Below are 12206 nucleotides of genomic sequence, written 5' to 3' on the forward strand. Positions count from 1 at the left end.
CGACCACGGCGCTGCCCAACGTCACGTGACTGTCGCCCTCCGCCTCGCCAAGGCCGCCGACGATCGCCTGTACGGCGCCCCGCCCCGCCCCGCCGATCATGGAGTTGTGGTCGGGACGAATCGCCCCGTATGCATCCCAGACGGGCACCACAACTCCATGATCAACTATGCCAGGCTCCCCTTCCACGCGATCTTGCACTTACTGCCTCGACATAAAGGGCATTCCGTGCATCTCGGCGACCGAAACTGCAAGATCGGCGCGGCGGGCGCTCTGGAGTGGCGAACCTGGGTGTCGGGAGTTCACCGTGCCCCCTGGCCCAGCAACCGAACGCCTAACGCAACGGTGCTGCGAGGCCCCTCTGCTGCGCGATCTTGCACTTGCTGCCTGGGCATAAGGGGGAATTTCGTGCAAATCAGCGACCGAAACTGCAAGACCGGCGATTCGGGGTCGTGCTCCTGGCGTGTTCAGGCTTTTTCGGGATCTCGCGGCGAGCGCCTCGTCGAGGAGCATGGTCGGTAGCTCCGCGTCGTGGCGCGGGGGCGAAGGATGGTCGCTGACCGGTGCACCGCCATCGCATGCCGGGATCGGGGTACCGGGGCCGGGAATTTGCGTGGAGTGCTGTCGGGCCCGGCGGTTAGGGTCGGGCGGTGACTTCGGGGCGACCACTCATTCAGGCTCGGGGGCTGGTGAAGCGGTTCGGTGACTTCACCGCCGTGGACGGCATCGACGTCGAGGTGCGCTCGGGTGAGGCGTTCGGCTTCCTCGGGCCCAACGGCGCAGGCAAGTCCTCCACCATGCGGATGATCGGCTGCGTCTCCCCACCCAGCGGGGGCAAGCTGCGCATCCTCGACATGGACCCGATCGGTGAAGGGCCGGCGATCCGGGCCCGTCTCGGCGTCTGCCCACAGGCGGACAATCTCGACCCGGAGCTGACCGTCCGGGAAAATCTGACCGTCTACGCCCGCTACTTTGGCATCGCCCGCCGGGCTGCCCGGGAGCGGGCCGATGAGCTGCTCGATTTCGTCCAGCTCACCGAGCGGGCCGACAGCAAGGTCGAGCCGCTCTCCGGCGGGATGAAGCGCCGGCTGACGATCGCCCGCGCGCTGGTCAACGATCCGGAGATCGTGCTGCTCGACGAGCCGACCACCGGGCTCGACCCGCAGGCCCGGCACCTGGTGTGGGAGCGGCTGTTCCGGCTCAAGCAGCAGGGCGTGACGCTGGTGCTCACCACGCACTACATGGACGAGGCCGAGCAGCTCTGCGACCGGCTGGTGGTGATGGACGGCGGGCGGATCGTCGCCGAGGGCTCACCCCGGGCGCTCATCGAGCAACACTCCACCCGCGAGGTGGTCGAGCTGCGCTTCGCCGCCGAGTCGCAGGAGCCGTTCGCCGGCAAGCTCGCCGGGCTGGGGGAGCGCGTCGAGGTGCTGCCCGACCGGGTTCTGCTCTACGTGCCCGACGGCGACGCGGCGGTCGTCGAGGTCTCCGCGTTGGGGCTCAGCCCGGCCAACGTGCTGGTGCGGCGCAGCGGCCTGGAGGACGTGTTCCTCCACCTGACCGGCCGCACCCTGGTTGACTGACCGGCCACGGGTGATCGTTGGCAGCTCAGCCACTACTTCCCCGGCGTGTCGACCTGCTGAGCTGCCAACGATCAGCGCTCATCGGCTCTGGCCTGGCCGGGAAGGTGCGCTGAGCCCGGCGTGCGGCCACATTTGATCTTGGGCGTAGCATCGGCCGGCCCGGTCAGTGAATTCACCGAACCGGCTTCCGACCCCGGGGGTTTCATGTCCGACCTGCTGACTGCCAACCGACGTCAGGCCGGGCTCACAGCCCTCTACCTGGGCATCTTCGCGATGGTCTGGTTCAGCGTGCCGGCGGCGGAGCAGCCACTGCGTGCCCTGCTTGTGGTGGGCAGCATCGCCGCACTGCTCACCGCCGTGGTGGGGGGCGTGCTGGCGGCCCGACTCCGGGGGGTCGGTGGCCCTCGGGACCGGGCGGCCGACCGTCCGTACCTGCTCATCGTCGTCGCCGAATTCGCCGCCGCCGGCCTGGGTGCCGCCGTGCTGGTCGCCGCCGGCTGGTCCGAGTACGTTCCGGTGCTGGTCTGCCTGGTGGTCGGACTGCACTTCTTCCCGCTCGCCCCGCTGCTGCGGGATCCATTGCTTCGGCCGCTCGGTGTCGCGCTGTGCCTGGTGGCGGCGGCGGGGCTCGTCACCGGCCTCGCCTCGGGGGTGTCCGCCGGCCTGGTGGTCGGCACCGGCGCGGGGGTGCTGCTGCTCGGTTACGCCGTGCAGGCGCTGATCCGCGCGTACCGCCCGGCCTGACCGGCCTGTGCTTCGCCGCCGAGGTCGACACGGTCCGATCGTTGACGGTTCAGCAGCAACCTTTCCCGCGCGTCGAGCTGCTGAGCTGCCAACGATCACCGCTCAACGGGCTCTGGCCCAGGTATGGCGGAAGTGGCGGAGACATGGATTCAACGGGTGCCCGGTGGCGCAAGAGCGTTCGTAGCGGCCCGGATGGCGGCAACTGTGTGGAGGTTGCCGTCCGCGACTCCAAGGACCCGACCGGTCCGGTGCTGGCCTTCACGCCCGACGCGTGGCGCGCGTTCGTCGGGTCCGACGCCGTCCGCGCGAGCTGATCGACTCCATGTCGGCGATACGGGGGTGTCCGGGCGGCGGGATGCCGCCACATCGTCGATGTGGAGTGAATCATCGCGTCGACGCGCCACGAGTACGACGCGTCGCCGCCCGATAACCCGGGCGACACGCCGATGGGGGCGTCGTAGGGTGACCGCTGGCCTGTCGTACCCCGGGGGTAGACAGGTCGTGGTGGCCGGCACGGTGGGGCGGGGTGGTCGTGGTGGGTGTGGTGGGGCAGGCACGATTCCCGTGGGTGCCGGCGTACGCGGTCTTCGAGTACTTCCTGGTGGGTCTACGACGCACCTGGCGGGCGGGGGTGTTCTCCTCGTTCCTGCTGCCGGTGCTGACCGTGCTCGGCTTCGGGCTGGGTGTCGGCGCCTACATCGACCAGGGCGTCGGCGGGGTGCGTTACCTCGACTGGCTGGTCCCCGGGCTGATCGCCTCGACCGCGCTCCAGGTGACCGTCGGCGACTCGACGTGGCCGGTGTTCAGCAACTTCCGGTGGATCAAAATCTACTTCGCGCAGAGCGCGTCGCCGCTGCGGGTGGGCGACATCCTGGCCGGGCACCTGGCCTTCGTGCTGTTCCGGGTGCTCACCACGATCGCGGCGTTCCTGCTGGTCACCGGGCTGTTCGGGGCGTTGCGGTCGCCGTGGGCGGTGGCGACCCTGCCGGTGGTGGCGCTACTCGGGCTGGCCGTTGCCGCGCCGACCTTCGCGTACACCGCGTCGGTGTCCAGCGACAGTTGGCTGGCGATGCTGTTCCGGTTCGCCGTCATCCCGATGACGCTCTTCGCCGGGGTGTTCTTCCCGGTCGAGTCGCTGCCCGACGCGCTGCGCTGGCTGGCCTACGTGACGCCGTTGTGGCACGCCGTCGACCTCTGCCGAGCGGCCACGCTCGGCGTCGCCCCGCAGTGGTCGGTCGCCGGGCACCTGCTCTACCTGACCGCCTGGGTGGTCGCCGGCTGGTTGCTGGCGCTGCGCGCGTTCCGTCGCAAGCTCGTCATCTAGAGAGGCTGTCGTGGTCACGCTGATCCTGCCCCGGCTGGTCGACGTCTCCGCCGTGTCCCGGCGGTCGGCGTCGGTGGTTGAGCGCAACGTCGCGGCGCTCAAGTCGGTCTACTGGCTGTTGCTGCTCTCCGGCTTCGTGGAGCCGTTGCTCTACCTGTTCTCCATCGGGGTGGGCGTCGGGGCGCTGGTCGGCGACCTGCCGCTGCCCGATGGGCGGCTGGTCTCGTACGCCGAGTTCGTGGCGCCGGCGATGCTCGCCTCCTCGGCGATGACCGGGGCGCTCGCGGAGACCACCTTCAACTTCTTCGGCAAGATGAAGTACATGAAGCTGTACGACGGGATGATCGCCACCCCGGTACGGCCGTTCGAGATCGCCCTCGGTGAGCTGGGTTGGGCGATGCTGCGGGGCAGCGCCTACTCGGCCGCGTTCCTCGGGGTGATGGTCGCGCTGAATCTGACCAGCATCACCCGGGCATTGACCGCCCTCCCGGCCGCGGTGCTGGTCGGGTTCGCGTTCGGGGCGCTCGGCATGGCGATCTCCACCTTCATGCGCAGCTGGCAGGATTTCGACCTGATGGCCTCCGCACAGTTCACGCTCTTCCTCTTCTCCGGCACGTTCGTGCCGGCGCAGGCCTATCCGACCCTGCTGCACTGGTTGATCGAGGTCACCCCGCTCTACCGGGCGGTGCACCTGATCCGTGGTGTCGCCCTGGGCAGCGGTGGCTGGCTCTGGCTGCTCGACGTGCTCTACCTGTTGGTGATGGTGGCGGTCGGCCTGCTGGTCGCCTCGCGCCGGATGGGCAGGTTGCTCTACAAGTAGGGGTTACCCGCGCCCGTCCACGGGGCATGTCGGAGGCGACACCACCGATGAACAGGAGGGGCGATGGCCTCGGACGAGTCTTCCGCCCACCGGGAGCACGAGCGCGACCCCGCCAGCGCGCCGGTCGGGCCCGACGCGGGGCCGGACAGCCCCACCGATCTGCCCGGCAGCGGCTGGAAGGCGGCGCTGCGCCGGACGATCAGCGAATTCCAGGATGACAGCCTGACCGACTGGGCGGCGGCGCTGACCTACTACGGGGTGCTGTCGATCTTCCCGGGGCTGTTGGTGCTGATCTCGCTGCTCGGCCTGCTCGGCGAGAGCGCCACCCAGGGCGTCCGGGACACCGTCAACCAGGCGGTGCCGGATGACAGCATTCAAAAGATCATCGAGGGTGCGATCACCCAGGCGCAGGGCAACGGCGGCCTGGCCAGCGTCGCGGCGATCATCGGTCTGGTGGCCGCCTTCTGGTCCGCGTCCGGCTACATCGGCGCCTTCATGCGTGCCTCGAACACCATCTACGACGTGCCGGAGGGTCGCCCGATCTGGAAGACGCTGCCGATCCGGCTCGGCGTGACCGCGGTGATCGGGGTTCTGCTGCTGGCCAGCGCGGTGATCGTGGTCTTCACCGGTCGCCTCGCCGAGTTGGTCGGGGATGCGGTCGGCCTTGGCTCGACGGCCGTCGCGGTGTGGGACATCGCCAAGTGGCCGGTGCTGCTGATCCTGGTCAGCCTGATGTTCGCGATCCTCTACTGGGCCTCGCCGAACGCGCGGCACGGCGGGTTCCGCTGGGTCAGCCCGGGCGGTGTGCTGGCCGTGGTGATCTGGCTGGTGATCTCCGGCCTGTTCGCGTTCTACGTGAGCAACTTCGGCTCGTACAACAAGACGTACGGGGCACTGGCCGGGGTGATCATCTTCCTGGTCTGGCTCTGGCTGAGCAACGTCGCGATCCTGCTGGGCGCCGAGTTCGACGCGGAGCTGGAGAGGGGCCGGGCCATCGCGGCCGGCCACGACGTCGACGACGAGCCGTACGTCGAGCTGCGCGACGACCGCAAGCTCCGGAAGAAGCGGAACTCCGCCGGCCGCCGCTGACGGCCCCGCGCTGACGGCCCCGCGCAGACCGCCCCGCGCAGACCGCCCCGCCACCGGAGATCGGCTGGCGGGGCGGTTTCGTGTCCATCGATGGCACTGCAGGCGAGCGGATGCGGGCGGCCCGTGATCCTTTTCTTGATCGACTAGTAGCTTTTGTTCTTTCGGACAAAAGTTGGTCTCGGAACGGTTGAAGCTATGGACATGCGGTGCGGGACGCTCTTACTGTGTCGGACACAACACATCGGCATTGCGTCGATGTGAACGAGGCCGATGACGAGGTGAGTTTCCGGTGCGGACCGTCGACCCCCTGCACGTTCGACTGTTGCGGTTGCTCCGCGACGAGGGGGCCGTGTCCCGAGCCGAGTTGGGCGACCGACTCCAGATGCCGCGCCCGCGCCTGCTGGCCGAGCTGGATCGCCTGGTCGCGCTGGGTTACGTCGCCGAGGCGGGGCTCGCCGCCTCCCGGGGTGGGCGTCGGTCCACGCTGGTCGAGCTGAACCCGAAGCTGCGTTTCGCCGCCGTCGACCTCGGTGCCAGCTCGATCGACGTGGAGGTGGTCAACGGCCGCCTCGAACCGGTCGCCCACTACGCCGAGCCGGCCGAGATCCGCAACGGACCGAAGGTGACCCTGCAACGGGTCAACGAGCTGCTGCACAAGGCCCGGGTCGACGGCGCGTACGAGCGGTTGGACGCCGTGGGCATCGGCGTGCCCGGCCCGGTCAGCTTCCGCGACGGCGTACCGGTCTCGCCACCGATCATGCCGGGCTGGGACCGGTTCCCGGTGCGTGAGTTGCTCAGCCGGGAGCACGGCTGCCCAGCGGTGGTCGACAACGACGTCAACATCATGGCGATCGGTGAGCGGCACGGTGGGGTCGCTCACTCGGTGGACGACTTCCTCTTCGTGAAGATCGGCACCGGCATCGGTTGCGGCATCTACCTCACCGGCGAGGTCTACCGGGGCACCGACGGCTGCGCCGGCGACATCGGCCACATCCAGGTCGACTCGCACGGTCCGATGTGCTCCTGCGGCAACATCGGCTGCCTGGAGGCGCTGTTCAGCGGCGCCGCGCTGGCCAAGGAGGCCACCGCCGCCGCCCGCAGCGGGGTGTCACCGGCGCTGGCCGAGCGGATGGCCCTGCGTGGTGTGGTGACCGCACTGGACGTCGCCGAGGGCGCCGTCGAGGGCGACGTGACCTGCATCCAGCTGATCCGTGACGGCGGACGGCGGGTCGGCGGGGTGCTCGCCGGCCTGGTCAGCTTCACCAACCCGTCGATGATCGTGATCGGCGGGGGGCTGGCCCAGCTCGGGCACATCCTGCTCGCCGAGATCCGCAGCGTGGTCTACCGCCGGTCGCTGCCGCTGGCCACCGGCAACCTGCCCGTCGTGCTGTCCGAGCTTGGTGGTCGTGCCGGCGTCGCCGGCGCGGCCGTGCTCGCGAGTGATGTCGCCTTCGGGGAAGCCGCATGAGGCTGTCTGAGATTCCGTCGTGAGCGAGGAGGAGACCGTGGCCCTGCCCGAGGATGACCCCGCCACCGCGTCGGCCGAGGCCGTCGCCGAGGCGCCGCTGGTCGAGGCTCCCGCCGACACCGTCGCGGGCGAGGTGGTCCTGCGCCTCACCGATCTGGTCAAGACCTTCCCCGGCGTACGCGCGCTGGACGGCGTGCAGCTGGAGGTGCGTGCCGGCGAGGTGCACTGCCTGCTCGGGCAGAACGGGGCTGGCAAGTCCACCCTGATCAAGGTGCTCTCCGGGGTGCACCAACCGGATTCCGGGCAGGTGGAGTGGCGCGGCGAGCCGGCCAGCTTCGCCAACCCGCAGGCCGCGATGCGCGCCGGGATCGCCACCATCTACCAGGAGCTCGATCTCGTCGAGGATCTCTCGGTGGCGGAGAACGCCTTCCTCGGCCACGAGCACCGCAGGTTCGGGTTCGTCCGGCGCGGGACGATGGCCCGGCACACCCGGCAGATCCTCAGTCGGCTCGGCCACGGTGAGATCCCGCCGGGGCGGATGGTCCGGTCGCTGCCGGCCGCTGGTAAGCAGATCGTCAGCATGGCCCGTGCGCTGTCGCACGAGGCCCGACTGATCATCATGGACGAGCCGAGCGCGGTGCTGGCCCACGACGAGGTCGGCAACCTGTTCCGGATCATCCGAGAGCTGACCGCACAGGGCATCGCCGTCATCTACATCTCTCACCGCCTGGAGGAGATCCGCGAGATCGGCGACCGGGTCACCGTACTCAAGGACGGCCGGACCACGGCGGCGAACCTGCCGGCGCGCGACACCCCGACCCGCGATCTGGTCAGCCGGATGACGGGCCGCACCATCGAGTACGTCTTCCCGGACCGGCCGACCGACGACGCCGTCGGTGCCGAACTGCTCCAGGTCGAGGGGCTGACCCGCACCGGCGAGTTCGCCGACGTCTCGCTGAACGTGCGCGCTGGCGAGATCGTTGGCATCGCGGGCCTGGTCGGCTCCGGCCGCTCCGAGCTGCTGGAGACCATCTACGGTGCCCGGGTCGCGGAGGCCGGTTCGGTCCGGATGGACGGGCGGGTGCTGCGTCCCGGCGTCGGCGCGGCGGTGCGGGCCGGCATGGGGATGGCCCCGGAGGAACGTAAGAGTCAGGCGTTGCTGCTCGGTGAGCCGATCTACCGCAACGTCACGCTGGCCACCTTCGGCCGGTACGCACGGCTCGGCTTCACCGACGCCGGCAGGGAACGAGTCGAGGCGGATCGGATCGCGGAGAGCCTGGAGCTGCGGCCCCGGGACGTCAACCGGCCGGTACGCACGCTCTCCGGTGGCAACCAGCAGAAGGTCGTGGTCGGGCGGTGGCTGCTCGGCGGCACCAAGCTGTTGCTGCTGGACGAGCCCACCCGCGGCGTGGACGTGGGCGCCAGGGCTGAGCTTTACCAGGTCATCCGGGCGTTGGCCGCCCAGGGCGTCGGGGTGCTGCTGGTCTCCAGCGAGGTGCCCGAGGTGCTTGGTCTGGCCGACCGGGTGCTGGTGATGCGGGAAGGGCGGGTCGTCCGCGAGGCTCCCGCCGGCGAGCTTGACGAGAACACCGTGCTTGACCTCGTGATGGCGGGGTCCTTGATGGAAGGCGCACCGGCATGAGCGACGCGACTCCCACTCCCACCGCGACACCGGAGCGCCCGCAGCTTCCGGCGCAGTCGCCGCCGGTGGACCCGGCGGAGACGGCCGCGGCCAGTGACAAGGCAGGATCCACGCGCCGCCTCTCCTGGTGGCAGGGGGACGGCGGCGACGGCGCCAAGCGCAATCTTGGTCTGATCGGTGTGCTGGCCGCGCTCATCGTGGTCGGTGCGGTCACCAAGCCCGACCTCTACGGCGACCCGAACTGGGTCTGGAACAACGTCCTGGCCATCCTGCAACTGGCCTCGGTGGTTGGCGTGGTCACGGTCGGCATGACCTTCGTGATCATCGGCGGCGGGATCGACCTGTCGGTCGGGGCGATCGTCGCGCTGGCCGGGGTCTGGTGCACCACGGTGGCCACCCAGAGTTACGGCGCCGCTGGCATGATCTTCACCGCCATCGTGGTCGGCATCTGCGTCGGCCTGGTCAACGGTGTGCTCATCTCGTACGGGAAACTGGTCCCCTTCATCGCGACGCTCGCGATGCTGGTGGCGGCTCGCGGGCTCGCGGCGTCGATCTCCAACAAGCAGACCCAGGTGTCGAGCAGTACGTTCATCAACGACATCGCGGCGCGCAAGGTGCTCGGGATTCCGATCCTCGTCTACATCCTGGGCGCGGTGGTGGTGGCCGGGTGGATCCTGCTCAACCGCACCACCTTCGGTCGGCGGACCATCGCCGTCGGTGGCAACCCGGAGGCGGCCCGGCTGGCCGGCATCAACGTCCGCCGGCACACCATGCTGCTCTACGCGCTCTCCGGGCTGTGCTGCGGCATCGCCGCCATCATGCTGACCTCGCAGGCCACCTCGGCGCAGGCGGCGATGGCCAACCTCTACGAGCTGGACGCGATCGCCGCGGCGATCATCGGCGGGACGCTGCTCAGCGGTGGCCGGGGCACGATCGTCGGCTCGCTGCTCGGCGTCATCATCTTCGCCACGATCACGAACCTCTTCGCCATCAACGGCCTCTCCATCGAGGCGCAGAACATGGTCAAGGGCGGCATCATCGTCGCCGCCGTCCTGGTCCAGCAGTTCCAGTTCAAGTCATTCACTCGGCTCCTCGCGCGGAACAGGGTCACCACCGCAACCTGACGCACCGCACCGTTGTCCCTGGCGACGTCGAGACATTCGACGGTGGCCGGGCCTCGCACACCCTCACTACCTCAAATCCCGCTCCCAGGAGGTCGTTCATGACCCAGCACAGTCGCGACCTGTCGCGCCGCCGGTTGCTCTTCGGTGGAGCCGCAGTCGGCGCCGCCACCCTGCTGACAGCCTGCACCAGTAACGAGACCCCGGCGGCCAGCACACAGACGAAGGCCGCCGGAGACAGCGCCGGCAACAACGCCCCGGGCAAGAAGGTCGTCATCGGCTTCTCCGCCCCGGCTGCCGACCACGGCTGGATGGGCGCGATCCACGCCAACGCCAAGGCTCAGGCCGCCGCCTACTCCGACGTGGAGTTCAAGGAGGTCGACGGTGGGTCGAACTCCGAGGCCCAGCGCTCCACCCTCGGCACGCTGATCGCCCAGAAGCCGGACATCATCGTCGTGCTGCCGCACGACGGCAAGGAGGTCAACGCCGTTGCCCTCCAGGCGATGCAGGCGGGCATCCCGATCGTGAACCTCGACCGGGCCTTCCCCGACGCGCTCGCCTCGCGGCTGGTGATCAAGGGCGACAACTACGGCATGGGCGTCTCGGCCGGGCACTTCATCGGCAAGCAGCTCAAGGACAAGGGCATCGCCAACCCGATCATCGGTGAGATCGCCGGTCTGGAGATCCCGCTGACCGTCGAGCGCAGCGCCGGCTTCGCGGCGGCCCTGGCGACGTACGGGTTCAAGGTGAACAACCGTCGCTCGGCCGAGTTCACCTCGGACAGCGGTCAGCGTGAGGCGGCCCAGCTGCTCCAGGCGCTGCCGAAGATCGACGCGATCTGGAACCACGACGACGACCAGGGCATCGGTGTGCTTGCCGCCATCAAGCAGGCCAACCGGTCGGAGTTCTTCATGGTCGGCGGCGCGGGTTCGAAGCTCGCGATCGAGGCGATCAAGGCCGACAACACCGTGCTCAAGGCGACGGTCACCTACAACCCGTCGATGGCCTCGTCGGCGATCTCGCTGGCGCGGCTCGTCGCGCAGGGTCGGGGCCTGGGCGACCTGACGGAGCTTCAGGTGCCCAAGGAACTAACCCTGGCCTCCGAGACGATCACCAAGGAGAACGCGAGCAGCTACGAGAAGCTCGGGTTCTGACATACGGGGGGAGACCCACCTTGTCCACGACAGACAGAGAACTGCGGGTCGGCATGGTCGGCTACGCGTTCATGGGCGCCGCGCACTCACAGGCGTGGCGCACCGTGAACCGCGTGTACGACCTGCCGGCGCGGGCCCGGATGGCGTTGATCTGCGGTCGAGACACACCGAAGGTGGCAGATGCCGCCGACCGGCTCGGCTGGGACGCGTACACCACGGACTGGCGTGACCTGATCAACCGGGACGACATCGACGTGGTCGACATCTGCACCCCGGGTGACAGTCACGCCGAGATCGCCCTCGCCGCATTGGCTGCCGGCAAGCACGTCCTGTGCGAGAAGCCGTTGGCCAACACGGTGGCGGAGGCACGGGCGATGACCGCTGCGGCGGACGTCGCCCGGGCCGCCGGGGTGCGGTCGATGTGCGGGTTCAACTACCGCCGGGTCCCCGCGGTCACGATGATGCGCCAGATGGTCGCCGACGGACGACTCGGGGTGATTCGACACGTCCGTGCGACGTACCTGCAGGACTGGATCGTGGACCCGCAGTTCCCGCTGGTATGGCGGTTGCAGAAGGACAGGGCGGGCTCTGGCGCGCTCGGTGACATCGGTGCGCACATCATCGATCTGACCCAGTTCGTCACCGGCCAGCGGATCAGCGGGGTCAGCGCCATCACCGAGACCTTCGTGAAGGAACGGCCGTTGCCGGACGGGTCGAGCGGGTTGGCGGCCACGGTGGACGGTGGCGGTTCCGTCGACGGTAATGGCGCGGGCACCGGGTTGGTCACCGTCGACGACGCCGCGGTCTTCGTGGCCCGGCTCGACGGTGGCGCCCTGGCCACGTACGAGGCGAGCCGGTTCGCCACCGGCCGCAAGAACGCTCTGCGTGTCGAGATCAACGGCTCGCTGGGCAGCGTGGTCTTCGACCTGGAACGTCTCAACGAGCTGGAGTTCTACGACGCCACCCGGCCCGGCCTGGAGCAGGGTTTCAACCGCATCCTGGTGACCGAGGGCGAGCACCCGTACATGTCGGCGTGGTGGCCTCCGGGCCACATCATCGGCTACGAGCACTCGTTCACGCACGAGATGCGCGACTTCATCGAGGCGGTCGCCACCGGCGTCGACCCGGCTCCCTCCTTCGCCGACGGGTTGCAGGTCCAGCTCGTGCTGGACGCGGTGACCCGCTCGGCGGAGTTCGGCTCCACCTGGACCGAGGTGGAACCGGCGCTGACCGCGGCGGCCGTCTGACCAGTGACCATCCGCG

At 69.3% G+C, this 12206-nt stretch carries 11 protein-coding genes; all 11 read left to right on the top strand.

The genetic code is table 11. The annotated features are described in order from the left end of the window. Nucleotides 1–648 precede the first annotated feature (648 nt). The 11 genes from ABZS37_RS22500 (at nucleotide 649) to ABZS37_RS22550 (ending at nucleotide 12190) form a co-directional block, all read left to right on the top strand. On the top strand, nucleotides 649–1581 hold the full coding sequence (locus tag ABZS37_RS22500) for an ABC transporter ATP-binding protein (protein ID WP_355171804.1): 933 nt from the start codon (nucleotides 649–651) through the stop codon (nucleotides 1579–1581). A gap of 204 nt (nucleotides 1582–1785) precedes the next feature. Further along, nucleotides 1786–2325: a hypothetical protein gene (locus tag ABZS37_RS22505; protein ID WP_355171806.1), complete on the top strand. Its 540-nt coding sequence runs from the start codon at nucleotides 1786–1788 to the stop codon at nucleotides 2323–2325. A 143-nt stretch (nucleotides 2326–2468) separates the two neighbouring features. Further along, complete coding sequence (locus ABZS37_RS22510) at nucleotides 2469–2639, top strand: DUF397 domain-containing protein (protein WP_355171808.1); 171 nt, start codon at nucleotides 2469–2471, stop codon at nucleotides 2637–2639. 212 nt (nucleotides 2640–2851) lie between these two features. Further along, nucleotides 2852–3649 carry an ABC transporter permease gene (locus ABZS37_RS22515; protein WP_355171810.1) on the top strand — a complete coding sequence of 266 codons (798 nt, stop codon included), beginning with the start codon at nucleotides 2852–2854 and terminating at the stop codon, nucleotides 3647–3649. A gap of 10 nt (nucleotides 3650–3659) precedes the next feature. Continuing rightward, nucleotides 3660–4469, top strand: a complete 810-nt coding sequence (locus ABZS37_RS22520) for an ABC transporter permease (protein WP_355171812.1) — start codon at nucleotides 3660–3662, stop codon at nucleotides 4467–4469. Nucleotides 4470–4532: 63 nt separating this feature from the next. Next, nucleotides 4533–5558, top strand: a complete 1026-nt coding sequence (locus tag ABZS37_RS22525) for a YihY/virulence factor BrkB family protein (RefSeq protein WP_355171814.1) — start codon at nucleotides 4533–4535, stop codon at nucleotides 5556–5558. 289 nt (nucleotides 5559–5847) lie between these two features. Further along, complete coding sequence (locus ABZS37_RS22530) at nucleotides 5848–7026, top strand: ROK family protein (RefSeq protein WP_355171816.1); 1179 nt, start codon at nucleotides 5848–5850, stop codon at nucleotides 7024–7026. Nucleotides 7027–7159: 133 nt separating this feature from the next. Then, nucleotides 7160–8668, top strand: coding sequence for a sugar ABC transporter ATP-binding protein (locus ABZS37_RS22535; protein ID WP_355171987.1), 1509 nt, complete (start codon nucleotides 7160–7162; stop codon nucleotides 8666–8668). After that, nucleotides 8665–9792: an ABC transporter permease gene (locus tag ABZS37_RS22540; RefSeq protein ID WP_355171818.1), complete on the top strand. Its 1128-nt coding sequence runs from the start codon at nucleotides 8665–8667 to the stop codon at nucleotides 9790–9792. Before ABZS37_RS22535 ends, ABZS37_RS22540 begins: the two co-directional genes overlap by 4 nt. A gap of 98 nt (nucleotides 9793–9890) precedes the next feature. Further along, on the top strand, nucleotides 9891–10943 hold the full coding sequence (locus tag ABZS37_RS22545) for a substrate-binding domain-containing protein (protein WP_355171820.1): 1053 nt from the start codon (nucleotides 9891–9893) through the stop codon (nucleotides 10941–10943). 20 nt (nucleotides 10944–10963) lie between these two features. Continuing rightward, nucleotides 10964–12190 carry a Gfo/Idh/MocA family oxidoreductase gene (locus tag ABZS37_RS22550; RefSeq protein ID WP_355171822.1) on the top strand — a complete coding sequence of 409 codons (1227 nt, stop codon included), beginning with the start codon at nucleotides 10964–10966 and terminating at the stop codon, nucleotides 12188–12190. Nucleotides 12191–12206 lie beyond the last annotated feature (16 nt).

Source organism: Micromonospora sp. NPDC005413, assembly GCF_040606435.1.
Lineage (GTDB): Bacteria > Actinomycetota > Actinomycetes > Mycobacteriales > Micromonosporaceae > Micromonospora.